Genomic DNA, 13,638 nt, shown 5'->3' with positions numbered 1-13,638 from the left:
CAACGGTGCGTAAGAATTATCCGGCGGGGGATTTCAGGCGCACACGTGTGAGCCACGGGGTGTAGGTGCTGACTTCAATCGGCAGGGTGCGTGTGAGCAGGCGCAATGCGCGGTCGCTGTCGTCCGTCGGCAGCATCACCGTCACCCGAATGCCTTGCAGCGCCTGGCGATCGAACATCAGCACACCCGGGCGATGCCGCGCCAGGCGCTCAAGTACATCCGCCAGCGGCTCGTCGTTGGCCAGCAACTGGTGGGCCGTCCAGGCTTGCTGCTGCGCTTGCACATCAACGCTTTTCGGCGTGCCGGGCCCGCTTGCATCCAGGCGCACCTGCTCGCCGGGGCCGAGGGTAATCGTATGCCCGGCACTGTCGATGCGGGTCGAGGATTCGAGCATCTTGACCACGGTGGCGGTGTCGCTGAGTTCGACGATAAAACGCGTGCCCAGGGCGCGAATGCTGCCCTGCGGGGTGTCGACATAAAACGGGCGCTGGGTGTCCTTGGCCACTGTTACCAGAATCTCACCATGCAGCAGTTGCACGCGGCGCTGGCTGGCGTCCAGGTGCAGGTTCACCGCAGAGCTGCCTTCCAGTTGCAGGTCGCTGCCGTCGGCCAGCAGCGTCTGGCGCCATTGGCCACGGTCGGTGCTCAGGTCGGCGAACAGATAGCCACGTTGCTCGTACTGGTACGCCGGCACCCCCGCGAGCAGCAGGGCCAGGGCGAGACACTTGACCAGCGTTGCCCCTTGGCGAGGCTGCCGGGCCCGGCGCAATGCGGCACGGGCCGGGGCTTGTTTGAGAGGCAGCAAGTGGCCCTGAAGGCGGGCAATGGCTTGCGGGTGCTGCGGGTCGGCGGCCAGCCAGGTGCGAAACGCCTGTTCGCTGGCGTCGTTGCCTTCGTGATCCAGCCGCACCAGCCATTCGGCAGCCTGGCGCAGCACTGCGTGGGGCAGAGGCTGGTTCATGGCTGGGCGCACGCATCACACGCCAGCAAGGCTTCCACCAGATCGTTCTGTACCGTGCGCACCGAGACCCCGAGGCGCTGGGCGATTTGCGCCTGGTCCAGGCCTTCGAGGTAACGCAGGATGAAGGTGTCGCGTATCCGCTTGTTCATGCGCGCCAAGGCCCGATCAATCGCTTCAAGCATTTGCGCGGCTTGCAGGATCTGCTCCGGCGAAGGCGCCTGTTCAAGGTACGCGGCGCAGCGTTCGAGCTCTTCGCGGTAGGCCTGTTCCAGGCGTCGGCGGCGGCCATTGTCCATCAGCAACCGGCGCGCGATGGTGGCCAGATAAGCCCGTGGCTCACCCGGCGCCACGTAAGTACCCGATGCCAGCAAGCGTACGAAAGTGTCTTGCGCCACGTCGGCCGCCTGATGGGAGCAATGCACGCGACGCCGCAACCAGGTCAACAACCAGCCGTGGTAGCCGCGGTACAGCGCATCGAGCGTAGGAGCGTCGGTGGGCGAAGACAGCTTCATGAGAGAGAGTCGTAAGTGAGAATTAATCCCATTCTAGTGGTTTAAAACTTCGGGCTGCAATAGACGGTCGCTTGCCGGATTGATCAGTGCCGTTAACACATGGTCCGCCCAGACCCCGTTGATCCTCAGATACGCCCGCGCCTCGCCCTCTTTTTCAAACCCCAGCCGTGCCAGCAGGCGCGCACTGCGCTCATTCTCTGGGCGGTAGTTGGCCATGATTCGGTGCAGTTGCATGGCGTCGAACACATGGGCAATCGCCGCCGTCAGCGCTTCGTGCATCAAGCCTTGGCCTTGGGCGGATTCAGCCAGGGCATAACCCAAGTGACAGGCCTGAAACGCACCGCGCACGATGTTGCTGAAGTTGCAGGCGCCGATGATTTGGTCCTGGCTGAATATCAGCAGGTGCAACGCTTCGCCGCTGGCGGTTTTGTCGGCCATGGCGTGGAGGCGTTCGGTGATGGCGTCCAGTTCAAAAAAGGCGTCGTCACGCGAAGGCTCCCAAGGCTGCAGAAAGGCGCGATTTTGCAGCAGGTACATTTGCAGGGCGCGAGCGTGGGAAGGGTGGGCGCCCAGCAGTAAGAGGCGGTCAGTGCTGATGCCGGTAGCGGGGAATGTCATGCGTCACCTTCTTGTGGTTTGCCAGCCGGGCTATCCTGCCGCTTCAGTCGTACAGAATCCAGCCAGGCTGGCATTCACATAATTCTTACCCGGGCACAGCTATGATGCTCGTCCTTATGCAATAAGCCTGACAGGGCGACCCATTATGAATGTGAGCATTCTCTACGCGTTGGCGGCGGCGGCGTTGTTCGGCGCCAGCACTCCGCTTGCCAAGCTCCTAGGGGTGGATACGCCGCCCATCCTGTTGGCCGGGCTGCTCTATCTGGGCAGCGGCCTGGGCCTGGCCATCGTTCGGTTTGCTCGCGACCACGGCTGGAAACGGCCCGGGCTTGCAGCCGGAGAGTGGCCCTGGTTGGTGGGCGCCATTGTCTTTGGGGGCGTGCTTGCGCCTGTGGCGCTCATGTACGGGCTCACCCGCACAGCGGGCGCCACCGCATCGCTGATGCTCAATCTTGAGTCGGTGCTCACGGCCGTGCTGGCGTGGGTCGTGTTCAAAGAGAACGCAGATCGCCGCATCGTGATCGGCATGATCGCTATTGTTCTGGGCGGGATCGTTTTGTCATGGCCGCACGGGACAGCGACGGCTCATGATTGGACGGGGCCGCTGGCCGTGGCGTTCGCCTGTTTTTGTTGGGCCATCGACAATAACCTGACCCGTAAGGTCTCTGCCTCGGATGCGCTGTTTATCGCCGGCAGCAAAGGCTTGGCGGCGGGTGTGGTCAATTGCTGTTTGGCGTTGGCCATCGGGTCGCAACTGCCAGCGGTGGCCACGCTCGGGTCAACCATGGTGGTTGGGCTGCTTGGGTATGGCGTGAGTCTGGTGCTGTTTGTGCTCGCTCTGCGCGGGCTTGGCAGTGCGCGCACCGGCGCCTATTTTTCCACGGCTCCTTTCCTGGGCGCGGTCATCTCGATCCTGATCCTGGGCGAGTCAGTTTCGCTGATGTTCTTGCTCGCGGCCGCCTTGATGGCCATCGGGGTGTGGATTCATCTGATGGAACATCATGCGCACGAGCATCAGCACGATCCCCTCATGCACGGTCATCGCCATACACACGATGAGCACCACCAGCATGTGCATAACTTTGCGTGGGACGGTACCGAGCCACATAGTCATGCCCATGAGCACGCACCGATCCAGCACAGTCATGCGCATTTTCCCGATGTGCACCATCGGCATAAACACTGACGTCTGTGGGGCAATAGGGCGGTTTACTTTTCTTCAGGCATAAAAAAACGGCCTACCTTTCGGTAAGCCGTTTTTAGTACTTGGTGGCTACACAGGGACTTGAACCCCGGACCCCAGCATTATGAATGCTATGCTCTAACCAACTGAGCTATGTAGCCAAGTGGCGCGCATTATTCGCGGAGAACGGGAATGCGTCAAGCGCTTTTTTTGAAAATTTATCTACGCTATCAACTGTTTAACGGGAAACACCGGGTTTGGTGACGAGCGGTTGGGGTTTGCGCAGATCCCAAGGCAGCGAAGATCAAAAGGTGGGAGCGGGCTTGCTCGCGAATGCGGTGTGTCAGTCAGCAGAGGTATTGGCTGGTCCACCGCCTTCGCGAGCAAGCCCGCTCCCACAGTTGATCTGCGGTGTTCTGGCGTTCGTGCGTCAGGTTTTGCGCGGGTGCAGGCACTCTATCGAGCGGTCGACCATGGCTTTGGCCATTTCCAGCAGGTGCCACACGGCAAGCACTTTGGCACGCTCGGGGCTTTGCAGTTGTTCGCCACAGTCGAGCGCGGTGGCCGAGGCGCTGTGCAGCAGGTCGGCGGTGTAGAGCAGGGAGTCTTCGAAGCTGATTTCGTCGCTGATGGCGTAGAAGTTTGTCGAGGGTTGCGGCGGGTCAGTGGGTAGGTAGTGGTCGAGCGCTCGGTTGAAGGCGGCGCGGTCTTTGGCTTGGTCACGGGGTGGATCGGGGACAATTTTAAACATGGCATAGCTCCTGATTAACTTGAAGCCGTACCGTTCGCGACTAAACGAAGGGTGGCGGCTGTACGCAGGTTAGTCGACCGGCTAATCAGGAAAACCCGGCGCACCCGAAGGTGCCCTGCGCACAGCCACCATGAAACCTCATGGGAGCATGCGCCTGATATAAGTCCGGGCGACTAAACCCGATCACTGAAAACCAGCGACGGACCGAAGACTAGCCACCGACTCCCCCAGGCACAAGGCCGAAAGATTCTCTAGGAAACGTCCCGCAAATTAAAGGGATTCATCTTGCTGGCCCTTTACAAACCATGACCGCTGCATCGATTCATCTACTCGTTAGCCTGCTAACGGGATAGCCTTCCTGCACCCAAAAGTGGCACATTGTCGCACCTGCACCTGTGCATCCATCTGCTGTACGGAAAACCTCCCATGGCTCTGAGCAATTCCCAGCCCTCCGTGGCTACGGCGCCTGCCGCCGCGCAAACCAGCCCGTTGGTGATGCGTGTAATCGGCGCGGTGGCGCTGGCGCATTTGATCAATGACTTGATCCAGTCGGTACTGCCCTCGATCTACCCGATGCTCAAGGCCAATTACGGCCTGACGTTCACCCAGGTCGGCCTGATCACCCTCACGTTCCAGCTCACCGCGTCCCTGCTGCAGCCGTGGGTGGGTTATTACACCGATCGCCATCCCAAGCCGTACCTGTTGCCCTGCGGAATGATCTGCACGCTGGTGGGCATCCTGATGATGTCCCAGGTGGGCAGCTTCCCCCTGATCCTGCTGGCGGCGGGGTTGATCGGCATCGGCTCGTCGACCTTCCACCCGGAAGCGTCCCGCGTGGCGCGCCTGGCCTCGGGCGGGCGTTATGGTTTGGCGCAGTCGACGTTCCAAGTGGGCGGTAATGCCGGCTCGGCCTTCGGCCCGTTGCTGGCGGCGGCGATCATCATTCCGTTCGGCCAGGGCAATGTGGCCTGGTTCGGCCTGTTCGCGGTGTTTGCGTTGTTTGTGCTGTATGCGATCAGCCGCTGGTACGCCCACCACTTGAACCTGTTCAAGCTCAAGCAAGGCCAGGCGGCCACTCACGGCCTGTCCAAGGGCCGGGTGCTGAGCGCGCTGGTGGTGCTGGGGCTGCTGGTGTTTTCCAAGTACTTCTACATGGCCAGTTTCACCAGTTACTTCACCTTCTACCTGATCGAGAAGTTCGACCTGTCGGTGGCCAGTTCCCAGCTGCATCTGTTCCTGTTCCTCGGCGCGGTGGCGGCGGGCACGTTCTTTGGCGGGCCGATTGGCGACAAGATCGGCCGTAAGGCAGTGATCTGGTTTTCGATCCTCGGCGTGGCGCCGTTCACCCTGATTCTGCCCCATGTGGACCTGTTCTGGACCAGCATCCTGAGCGTGGTGATCGGCTTTATCCTGGCTTCGGCGTTCTCGGCAATTGTGGTGTATGCGCAAGAGTTGGTGCCGGGCAATGTGGGGATGATCGCCGGGGTGTTCTTCGGTTTGATGTTCGGTTTTGGCGGGATCGGTGCGGCGCTGCTGGGGCACCTGGCAGACATCCACGGCATCGAGTACGTGTACACGCTGTGCTCGTTCCTGCCGCTGTTCGGGGTGTTGGCGATTCTGTTGCCGCGTACCAAAAAGGCCTGATACCAGGTCAATCGAGTCGGGCAGATATCCCTGCTGCCCAACGCTTGCGTCAAACGGGTAAATCAACTGCTCCTGCAAAGGGTGTCGGCGTTGCGCCGGTGCGCTGATTTACGGTTGTAGCGGGTTGTAGGTGGCCCGCTTGAGCTGTTCTCGCGCCCGGGACAAACGTAGGCGCACCGTGCTAATGGGGATGTCCAAGGTGTCGGCGGTGTATTGGGCGTTTCCATCGGCAAGTGCTTGTTGCTGTACTAAGTCAGCAGGTTCCAGCCGCCGGTAGATATGCTTTCCATGAAAGTGATTCCGAGTGATTAAGGCGTCGGTGCTACGCTTGCTCAAAACACGGAGAGCCGCCATGACGGATATCAAACTGATTGCTAGCTTGTTTGATCGCCTTAATCAGAACCAACTCGCCCTAGGCGCCGCAGTTGAAGAGCTTTCCAAGTGGGTCGAACAACGTGGGTCGGCAGAAATTGCCAACAACGTGCGCGGTGCGCTCGAAACACTGGATGAGAACCTTGTGTTTATTCGTCAGGGAATTGCTGAGCTAACAGTCACAGGGAGTTTAGGAAAGCTGTGACGGTCTGGAGCAGTAGAAGGTCCGGCTGTCTAACATCGAGGCAAGTAGTCCGATTCCGCCCAGGTGCCGTCGTTAGCAATAACGGCAGGGTAGGCCGCTTACTAGCTTACAACGGCGCCCTATCGCAGGGAGGCGCTTCCCCAGGGGCATGCGCACGTTGGTAGCGAGCTGGACTGCCTACCGGGCTGGTGATTTTTCATATCTACCGAATCGAATTCTGAAGTTCTCGCTGCTAATTTTAGAGATGGGACTGGCTCTAACAATATTGAATACCGAAGTTTTTTTCGGTGGCGGGGAAGTGAGCGCCCACAAAAAAGCCGATGCAGTGCATCGGCTTTTTGTTTTGCGGCATAGGCCGCAGGTAAAGCTTATACGTTGAAGCGGAAGTGCATCACGTCGCCATCCTTGACGATGTATTCCTTGCCTTCCAGGCGCCATTTACCGGCTTCCTTGGCACCGGCTTCACCCTTGAACTGGATGAAGTCGTTGTAGGCGATGACTTCGGCGCGGATGAAGCCTTTTTCGAAGTCGGTGTGGATCACGCCAGCCGCTTGCGGGGCAGTGGCACCGACCTTGACGGTCCAGGCGCGTACTTCTTCAACACCGGCGGTGAAGTAGGTCTGCAGGTGCAGCATTTCGTAGCCGGCACGGATCACGCGGTTCAGGCCAGGCTCTTCCAGGCCCAGGGCCTCGAGGAACATGTCTTTCTCTTCGCCGTCTTCCAGCTCGGCGATTTCCGCTTCGATCTTGTTGCACACTGGAACAACCATCGCGCCTTCTTCTTCGGCAATTGCCATGACCACGTCGAGCAGCGGGTTGTTCTCGAAACCGTCTTCAGCCACGTTAGCGATGTACATCACCGGCTTGGTAGTCAGCAGGTGGAAGCCCTTGATCACCGCCTTTTCGTCGGTGCTCATGTTCTTCATCAGGCTGCGTGCCGGCTTGCCCAGAGTGAAGTGGGCAATCAGTTGCTCCAGCAAGGCTTTCTGGACCACTGCGTCCTTGTCGCCGCCCTTGGCGTTACGCGTGACCTTTTGCAGTTGCTTCTCGCAGCTGTCGAGGTCGGCGAAGATCAGTTCCAGGTCGATGATCTCGATATCGCGTTTCGGGTCGACGCTGTTGGAGACGTGAATCACGTTCTCGTCTTCGAAGCAGCGGACCACGTGGGCGATGGCATCGGTCTCGCGGATGTTGGCGAGGAACTTGTTGCCCAGGCCTTCACCTTTCGACGCGCCGGCTACCAGGCCCGCGATGTCGACGAACTCCATGGTGGTCGGCAGGATGCGCTTTGGATTCACGATGGCCGCCAGGGCGTCCAGGCGTGTATCGGGCATCGGCACGATACCGGTGTTCGGTTCGATGGTGCAGAAGGGGAAGTTCTCCGCCGCAATACCGGATTTGGTCAGGGCGTTGAATAGGGTGGACTTGCCGACGTTAGGTAGGCCGACGATGCCGCAATTGAATCCCATGGTGTTTCCCCTCGGGTAAAGAGTCAGGCCTTCTGGCTGTGCAGGTTTTTCATCGCACGGTTCCATTCACCGGCGAAGATATCCGGCAGCACGCCGAGGGCAAAATCGATGCTGGCATCGAGTTTTTCCTGTTCGGCGCGTGGCGCACGACCCAGGACGAAATTTGAAACCATACTGGCAACGCCCGGGTGGCCAATGCCAAGCCGCAAGCGGTAGAACGTATTCTGATTGCCCAACTGCGCGATGATGTCGCGCAGGCCATTATGCCCGCCATGGCCGCCGCCTTGCTTGAGCTTGGCAACGCCGGGTGGCAGGTCTAGTTCGTCATGGGCCACCAGGATTTCTTCGGGTTTGATCCGGAAGAAGCCCGCAAGCGCCGCGACAGCCTGGCCGCTGCGGTTCATGTAGGTGGTGGGAATCAACAGACGAACATCCTGACCCTGATGCGAAAAGCGTCCGGTCAGGCCGAAATATTTGCGATCGGCCACAAGATTGACGCCTTGGGCGTGGGCGATGCGCTCAACAAAAAGGGCCCCCGCGTTATGCCGGGTCTGTTCGTATTCGGCGCCTGGATTTCCCAGGCCAACGATCAGTTTAATGGCAGTCACGACAGGGGCCCTTCCTTTGGAGTTGTGGATAACATCGCCGTTGGTGCGGCGAAAGTGGACGACAAAAACTCATTAACCGTTAGAGGCCAACTTCGCATTCTCGCCCGCTTTCTCGCTACGTTCCGGTCCGCGATGTTTCCTCAAGCTCCGGCATTACAGAGTGAATTACTCTGCAGCGCCTTCTTCAGCTTCTGGTGCAACGCGTGGAGCGTGTACGTTTGCAACAGCTTTGTCGTCACCGTGAGCCAGTGCAACGAACTCAACGCCTTTAGGAGCCTTGAGGTCGGACAGGTGAACGATTGCGCCGATTTCCAGAGCCGACAGGTCGACTTCGATGAACTCAGGCAGGTCTTTCGGCAGGCAGGTCACTTCGATCTCGGCGATAACGTGCGAAACTTCGCCGCCTTTCTTGACCGGAGCTTCTTCACCAACGAAGTGCACAGGCACGATAGCGGTCAGTTTCTGACCAGCTACTACGCGTACGAAGTCAGCGTGCAGCACGTGGCCTTTAGCTGGGTGACGTTGCAGTGCCTTGATGATGACGTTCTGCTTGGTGCCGCCAACGTTCAGCTCGATGATGTGGCTGTAAGCCGCGTCGTTTTCGAGCAGTTTGGCGATTTCTTTAGCCAGCATGCTGATGGATTCAGGGGCTTTTTCGCCACCGTAAACTACAGCTGGAACCAGGCTTGCGAGACGACGCAGGCGGCGGCTCGCACCTTTCCCCAGGTCGGAACGCAGTTCAGCATTCAAAGTAAAATCGTTCATGTTGTATCTCCAAAATAACCACATTCGCCCTAGCGTTTGCGACCAGCGCTAAAGGCGATATGGGCAAAAAAGCCCCGCCCCAACAGAATGCTGGGGCGGGGCGCTTTTCGTCAGGTTGATGCTGCTAAGGTTTGACCCTTAACGGAACATCGCGCTGATCGATTCTTCGTTGCTGATGCGGCGAACCGCTTCGGCAACTACCGGTGCGATATCCAGTTGACGGATACGCGAACAGGCTTGAGCGGCAGCGGACAACGGGATGGTGTTAGTCACCACCAGTTCGTCCAGCATTGAGTTCTCGATGTTCTCGATCGCTCGGCCCGACAGCACAGGGTGTGTGCAGTAGGCGAAGACTTTTGCTGCACCGTGCTCTTTCAAGGCTTTCGCCGCGTGGCACAGGGTGCCGGCGGTGTCGACCATGTCATCAACCAGAATACAGGTACGCCCTTCGACATCACCGATGATATGCATCACTTCAGAGTGATTGGCTTTCTCGCGGCGTTTGTCGATGATCCCGAGATCCACGCCCAGGGATTTGGCAACAGCCCGTGCACGCACGACGCCACCAATGTCCGGGGACACGATCATCAGGTTTTCAAAGCGCTGGTCTTCGATGTCATCCACCAGGACGGGGGAGCCGTAGATGTTATCTACCGGAATATCGAAGAACCCCTGGATTTGGTCAGCGTGCAGGTCAACCGTGAGAACACGGTCGATACCTACCACGGTCAGCATGTCAGCAACAACTTTCGCGCTGATAGCCACACGTGCGGAACGCGGACGGCGATCCTGACGGGCATAACCAAAGTAAGGGATTACAGCTGTGATTCGAGTCGCTGAGGAGCGGCGGAAGGCATCAGCCATCACGACGAGTTCCATCAGGTTATCGTTGGTCGGAGCGCAAGTCGGCTGAATAATGAAGACATCTTTACCGCGGACGTTTTCATTGATCTCGGCTGTAATTTCGCCGTCGGAGAATTTACCGACAGAGATGTCACCGAGAGGGATATGCAGCTGACGTACAACACGCCGAGCCAGATCGGGGTTAGCATTCCCCGTAAAGACCATCATCTTGGACACGCGCAGTACCTAGAGGCTGAGGGTAACCTGGATGAGTATAGAAAATGGCAGGGGCGGCTGGATTCGAACCAACGCATGGCAGGATCAAAACCTGCTGCCTTACCGCTTGGCGACGCCCCTGTATCTGTTGCAACGAGTACCCAGTACTCGGTTCCTTTAGAGCAGACTTTGCAGCTTGCGATGCAACATCGAAACGTTGCTTCCCTTTGCTACAAACCCTGTAAGGGTCTCTGTAAGAAGGGCCGAGACTTTATCAGCTTCAGCTTTGCTTGGGAAGCCCCCAAACACACAACTTCCAGTTCCGGTTAATTTTGCTTCGGTAAAATTACCTAACAAATTCAAAGCGTTACGTACATCTGGATAACGCCTTGCTACAACCGGTAAGCAGTCATTTCGACTGTTTCCCTTGGGAACGGGGCGCACTTTAATGGGAGGAGAGTTACGTGTCAACAGTGGATCTGAAAAAATTTCTGCTGTACTTACAGATACTTGCGGAACAAGCACGACATACCACGGCTCTTCGGGGTCTACAGGGGTGAGTTTCTCCCCCACGCCTTCGGCAAAAGCGGCGTGCCCACGCACGAAAACCGGGACGTCCGCGCCCAGTGTCAGGCCCAGCGCCGCCAGGCGATCGTGGTCCCAACCCAGTTGCCACAAGTGATTCAGGCCGAGCAATGTCGTTGCGGCATTTGAGCTGCCGCCACCGATGCCGCCGCCCATGGGCAGGATTTTTTCGATCCAGATGTCGATGCCCAATGGGCAACCGGATTGTTCCTGGAGTTTTTTCGCGGCCTTCACAATCAGGTTGCTGTCGTGAGGCACGCCGTCGAATTCGGTGTGCAACTGGATCACGCCGTCATCCCGAACGGCGAAGGTCAGCTCATCGCCGTAGTCGAGAAATTGAAAAATCGTCTGCAACTCGTGATAGCCGTCTTCACGGCGACCGAGAATGTGCAGCATCAAATTGAGTTTGGCCGGGGAGGGCAGGGTCAGGCGTTGCTCGTTCATCTCACTGCCCCAGCTTGCGCGGTTGCCAGTCCTTGATCACCAGCGTGACGTCAAGGTCGGTGCCATGCAGCTTGATGCGCTCGGGCAGCCAGTAACCGTTCTGTTGCACATAGCTCAGGTATTCGACCTGCCAGCCATCCTGTTCCAGCGAAGCCAGGCGGCTGTCGCCATTGAGGCTCAGGCGGCTCTTGCTGTCTGGCGCAGGAAGACCGCGTACCCACCACACCAGGTGCGATACGGGGAGTTTCCAGCCCATCTGTTCTTCCAGCAGGGCTTCCGGCGTTGGCGCTTCATAGCGGCCCTGATTGGCCACTTCCAGGCTGACTTGCCCCGGCCGGCCGGTCAGGCGTGCCGCACCGCGGCCCAGCGGGCCGGACAGGCGAATGTCGTAATAGTCCTGGCGTTGCAGCCAGAACAAGGTGCCGCTGCCCGAATCTTTCGGGGCGCGAATGCCCACCTTGCCCTCGATCTGCCAGCCATCAAGGCTGCTCAGTTGATCCTTGTGCTGCTGCCACTGCGCCGGGTTGCCCGGCCCTTCGACAGATTCACGGGTGCCAAGACCGGAACAGCCGGCAAGCAGGGCGATAAAGCTGAAAACGATAACGTGGCGCAAAAACATAAAATTAAAGGGTCTCGGATCCGGTCAGGCGCTTGATGGTGCTGCGCAGGATTGGGCTTTCAGGCTGTTCCTTGAGGAACTTCTCCCAGATTTGTCGCGCTTCACGCTGCTTGCCATTGGCCCAGAGCACTTCGCCCAGGTGTGCGGCGACTTCCTGGTCGGGGAAGCGCTCCAGCGCCTGGCGCAGCAAGCGTTCGGCTTCGTCCAGGTTGCCCAGGCGGTAATTCACCCAGCCGAGGCTGTCGAGTACGGCCGGGTCTTCCGGGTTGAGCTGGTGAGCTTTTTCAATCAGCTCCTTGGCTTCGGCGTAACGCGTTGTACGGTCGGACAAGGTGTAACCCAGGGCGTTCAGTGCCATGGCATTGTCCGGATCGCGCTTGATGATCAGGCGCAGGTCTTTTTCCATCTGCGCCAGGTCATTGCGTTTTTCCGCCTGCATGGCGCGGGTGTACAGCAGGTTCAAGTCGTCCGGATATTGCAGCAAGGCTTGCTGGAGGATTTTCCAGGCGCGATCGCCCTGCTTGTTGGCCGACAGGGTCTCGGCCTGGATCAGGTACAGCTGGATCGCGTAGTCCGGTTCGGCATCCCGTGCGGCAGCCAGGCGTTTTTCCGCCTCGTCGGTGCGGCCGTTGTTCATCAGGATATCGGCCTGGCGCAGTTGCGCCGGCAGGTAGTCATTGCCGGCGCCGACCTGAGCGTATTCAAGCAATGCAGCCTGCGGGTCGTTACGCTCTTCAGCGATACGGCCCAGGTTCAGGTGCGCCGAATCCACATGGCTCTCGCGGGCGATCAGGTCTTCCAGGTAACCCTTGGCCTCATCCCAGGCCTTGGCTTCCAGGCACACCAGCGCCAGGGAGTAGCGCAATTCGTCATCGTCCGGGTATTGCTGCACGAGGTTGGCGAACTGCACCTTGGCGTCTTCCATGCGGTCCTGTTCAACCAGCATGCGGGCATAGGTCAGCAGCAGGCGTTTGTCGCCCGGGTACTTCTTGATGCTTTTTTCCAGCAGCGGAATCGCTTCCTTGCCGCGGTTGAGGTTTTGCAGCAGGCGGGCGCGCAGCAGGATCGGCGCAATCTCGCCTTCTTCCGGCGGGTGTTGCTCCAGCAGCTTCAGCGCAGCCTCGGGCTCATCATCCTGTTGCAACAACAGCGCCTTGCCGAAAATCAGCTGGCTGTTGTTCGGGTGTTTTTGCAGCAGGCGGTCGAAACTCTTCATCAGGCCGTTGCGGGTGTCCTGATCGGTGTCGGCGGCCGACAGCGCGAGGAAGTCGAAATGCGTGTCGCCCTTGCCCTGCAGGACCTTCTCCATATACACCATGGAGTCGTCATAGCGCCCGGCGCGGGCCAGTTGAATGGCCGCTGCCCGTTGTGCCTCGAGATCGTCCGGGGCGTTTTTCGCCCAGATCAGCGAGGAGTCCAGGGCCGCCTGATCGGCGCCCAGGTACTCGGCGATGCGAAACGCCCGCTCCGAAATCCCCGGATCCTGAGTATTGATGGCCTGGGTCACGTAGTTATCCAGGGCAATGTCGAAACGATTGCGCTGGCCGGCCAGCTCCGCGCTCAGCAGGCTGAAGATCGTCTCTTCACTGAACGAGGAATAAACCTTGGGCTTTTCAGGGGCGGGGGTGCTGTCTTCTACCGGCGGCGTACCGTCCGGCGACACGGGTGCCATGGCCTGGCAGCCGCTGAGAAAGACAAAAGCAAGGAGCAACGCGGAAGATCTATTCATATAGGAAGAGGACGACTAACCTGCGGTCGGATCATCATGACACAAGCCTTCGGCCAAACATAACCGTGTAGGAGCGAGCTTGCTCGCGAAGAACCAGAGGACAACGCGTTTTAT

14 protein-coding genes, 2 tRNA genes and 1 pseudogene are annotated in these 13,638 nt (G+C 59.0%); 3 read left to right on the top strand and 14 right to left on the bottom strand.

Annotated features, from left to right (window positions below; genetic code table 11):
* Positions 1 to 16 precede the first annotated feature (16 nt).
* Genes AC3WKX_RS16960 through rimJ form a run of 3 tightly spaced genes read right to left on the bottom strand, consistent with a single transcriptional unit; the run spans position 17 to position 2,091 of the window.
* Entirely contained in the window at positions 17 to 961 is a 945-nt protein-coding gene (locus AC3WKX_RS16960; protein ID WP_087693777.1) for a FecR family protein, read from the bottom strand.
* Positions 958 to 1,473 carry a sigma-70 family RNA polymerase sigma factor gene (locus AC3WKX_RS16955; protein WP_087693776.1) on the bottom strand — a complete coding sequence of 172 codons (516 nt, stop codon included), beginning with the start codon at positions 1,471 to 1,473 and terminating at the stop codon, positions 958 to 960. Before AC3WKX_RS16955 ends, AC3WKX_RS16960 begins: the two co-directional genes overlap by 4 nt.
* A gap of 33 nt (positions 1,474 to 1,506) precedes the next feature.
* Positions 1,507 to 2,091 carry a ribosomal protein S5-alanine N-acetyltransferase gene (gene rimJ, locus AC3WKX_RS16950; protein WP_102604725.1) on the bottom strand — a complete coding sequence of 195 codons (585 nt, stop codon included), beginning with the start codon at positions 2,089 to 2,091 and terminating at the stop codon, positions 1,507 to 1,509.
* Between the two features lie 145 nt (positions 2,092 to 2,236).
* Between rimJ and AC3WKX_RS16945 the strand changes: the two genes are divergently transcribed.
* On the top strand, positions 2,237 to 3,277 hold the full coding sequence (locus AC3WKX_RS16945) for a DMT family transporter (RefSeq protein ID WP_102604724.1): 1,041 nt from the start codon (positions 2,237 to 2,239) through the stop codon (positions 3,275 to 3,277).
* Between the two features lie 81 nt (positions 3,278 to 3,358).
* Here AC3WKX_RS16945 and AC3WKX_RS16940 read toward each other — a convergent pair.
* Together AC3WKX_RS16940 and AC3WKX_RS16935 are read right to left on the bottom strand one after the other, a co-directional pair.
* Positions 3,359 to 3,435 (bottom strand) — tRNA-Met (locus tag AC3WKX_RS16940).
* Positions 3,436 to 3,704: 269 nt separating this feature from the next.
* A complete protein-coding gene (locus AC3WKX_RS16935) occupies positions 3,705 to 4,025 on the bottom strand; it encodes a DUF6124 family protein (protein WP_063033154.1) in 321 nt (106 codons plus the stop codon).
* Positions 4,026 to 4,451: 426 nt separating this feature from the next.
* On the opposite strand from AC3WKX_RS16935, the gene AC3WKX_RS16930 reads away from it, so the two are divergent.
* Positions 4,452 to 5,669, top strand: coding sequence for an MFS transporter (locus tag AC3WKX_RS16930; RefSeq protein WP_102604723.1), 1,218 nt, complete (start codon positions 4,452 to 4,454; stop codon positions 5,667 to 5,669).
* Positions 5,670 to 5,777: 108 nt separating this feature from the next.
* Here AC3WKX_RS16930 and AC3WKX_RS16925 read toward each other — a convergent pair.
* Positions 5,778 to 5,897 (bottom strand): annotated as a pseudogene (locus AC3WKX_RS16925) (RNA polymerase subunit sigma); the annotation flags it as partial.
* A gap of 124 nt (positions 5,898 to 6,021) precedes the next feature.
* On the opposite strand from AC3WKX_RS16925, the gene AC3WKX_RS16920 reads away from it, so the two are divergent.
* The gene (locus AC3WKX_RS16920; RefSeq protein ID WP_087693771.1) at positions 6,022 to 6,246 is read left to right on the top strand and encodes a hypothetical protein; all 225 of its coding nucleotides are present in this window, start codon (positions 6,022 to 6,024) and stop codon (positions 6,244 to 6,246) included.
* Positions 6,247 to 6,614: 368 nt separating this feature from the next.
* On the opposite strand, the gene ychF is transcribed toward AC3WKX_RS16920, so the two are convergent.
* The 8 genes from ychF to AC3WKX_RS16880 form a co-directional block, all read right to left on the bottom strand.
* Positions 6,615 to 7,715 carry a redox-regulated ATPase YchF gene (gene ychF, locus AC3WKX_RS16915; protein ID WP_010177033.1) on the bottom strand — a complete coding sequence of 367 codons (1,101 nt, stop codon included), beginning with the start codon at positions 7,713 to 7,715 and terminating at the stop codon, positions 6,615 to 6,617.
* Between the two features lie 23 nt (positions 7,716 to 7,738).
* Entirely contained in the window at positions 7,739 to 8,323 is a 585-nt protein-coding gene (pth, locus tag AC3WKX_RS16910) for an aminoacyl-tRNA hydrolase (RefSeq protein WP_003208389.1), read from the bottom strand.
* Between the two features lie 165 nt (positions 8,324 to 8,488).
* On the bottom strand, positions 8,489 to 9,088 hold the full coding sequence (locus tag AC3WKX_RS16905; protein ID WP_003208391.1) for a 50S ribosomal protein L25/general stress protein Ctc: 600 nt from the start codon (positions 9,086 to 9,088) through the stop codon (positions 8,489 to 8,491).
* A gap of 138 nt (positions 9,089 to 9,226) precedes the next feature.
* Positions 9,227 to 10,168 (bottom strand): ribose-phosphate pyrophosphokinase, encoded by a 942-nt coding sequence (locus AC3WKX_RS16900; RefSeq protein WP_003208392.1) that lies wholly within the window; start codon positions 10,166 to 10,168, stop codon positions 9,227 to 9,229.
* A 45-nt stretch (positions 10,169 to 10,213) separates the two neighbouring features.
* Positions 10,214 to 10,288 (bottom strand) — tRNA-Gln (locus AC3WKX_RS16895).
* A 36-nt stretch (positions 10,289 to 10,324) separates the two neighbouring features.
* A complete protein-coding gene (gene ispE, locus AC3WKX_RS16890; RefSeq protein WP_003208395.1) occupies positions 10,325 to 11,176 on the bottom strand; it encodes a 4-(cytidine 5'-diphospho)-2-C-methyl-D-erythritol kinase in 852 nt (283 codons plus the stop codon).
* A gap of 1 nt (position 11,177) precedes the next feature.
* Complete coding sequence (lolB, locus tag AC3WKX_RS16885) at positions 11,178 to 11,795, bottom strand: lipoprotein insertase outer membrane protein LolB (protein WP_008432261.1); 618 nt, start codon at positions 11,793 to 11,795, stop codon at positions 11,178 to 11,180.
* 4 nt (positions 11,796 to 11,799) lie between these two features.
* Complete coding sequence (locus AC3WKX_RS16880; protein ID WP_008432263.1) at positions 11,800 to 13,524, bottom strand: tetratricopeptide repeat protein; 1,725 nt, start codon at positions 13,522 to 13,524, stop codon at positions 11,800 to 11,802.
* Positions 13,525 to 13,638 lie beyond the last annotated feature (114 nt).

The organism is Pseudomonas sp. GP01-A4 (assembly GCF_058780865.1).
The sequence above is the reverse complement of the archived record's forward strand: the minus strand, read 5'-3'. Positions and strand labels throughout refer to the sequence as shown.

Excerpts from the sequence above, each read along its gene's own strand:
- AC3WKX_RS16960 (WP_087693777.1), bottom strand. The coding sequence starts at position 961 with ATGAACCAGCCTCTGCCCCACGCAGTGCTGCGCCAGGCTGCCGAATGG.
- AC3WKX_RS16955 (WP_087693776.1), bottom strand. The coding sequence starts at position 1,473 with ATGAAGCTGTCTTCGCCCACCGACGCTCCTACGCTCGATGCGCTGTAC.
- rimJ (WP_102604725.1), bottom strand. The coding sequence starts at position 2,091 with ATGACATTCCCCGCTACCGGCATCAGCACTGACCGCCTCTTACTGCTG.
- AC3WKX_RS16945 (WP_102604724.1), top strand. The coding sequence starts at position 2,237 with ATGAATGTGAGCATTCTCTACGCGTTGGCGGCGGCGGCGTTGTTCGGC.
- AC3WKX_RS16935 (WP_063033154.1), bottom strand. The coding sequence starts at position 4,025 with ATGTTTAAAATTGTCCCCGATCCACCCCGTGACCAAGCCAAAGACCGC.
- AC3WKX_RS16930 (WP_102604723.1), top strand. The coding sequence starts at position 4,452 with ATGGCTCTGAGCAATTCCCAGCCCTCCGTGGCTACGGCGCCTGCCGCC.
- AC3WKX_RS16920 (WP_087693771.1), top strand. The coding sequence starts at position 6,022 with ATGACGGATATCAAACTGATTGCTAGCTTGTTTGATCGCCTTAATCAG.
- ychF (WP_010177033.1), bottom strand. The coding sequence starts at position 7,715 with ATGGGATTCAATTGCGGCATCGTCGGCCTACCTAACGTCGGCAAGTCC.
- AC3WKX_RS16905 (WP_003208391.1), bottom strand. The coding sequence starts at position 9,088 with ATGAACGATTTTACTTTGAATGCTGAACTGCGTTCCGACCTGGGGAAA.
- ispE (WP_003208395.1), bottom strand. The coding sequence starts at position 11,176 with ATGAACGAGCAACGCCTGACCCTGCCCTCCCCGGCCAAACTCAATTTG.
- lolB (WP_008432261.1), bottom strand. The coding sequence starts at position 11,795 with ATGTTTTTGCGCCACGTTATCGTTTTCAGCTTTATCGCCCTGCTTGCC.
- AC3WKX_RS16880 (WP_008432263.1), bottom strand. The coding sequence starts at position 13,524 with ATGAATAGATCTTCCGCGTTGCTCCTTGCTTTTGTCTTTCTCAGCGGC.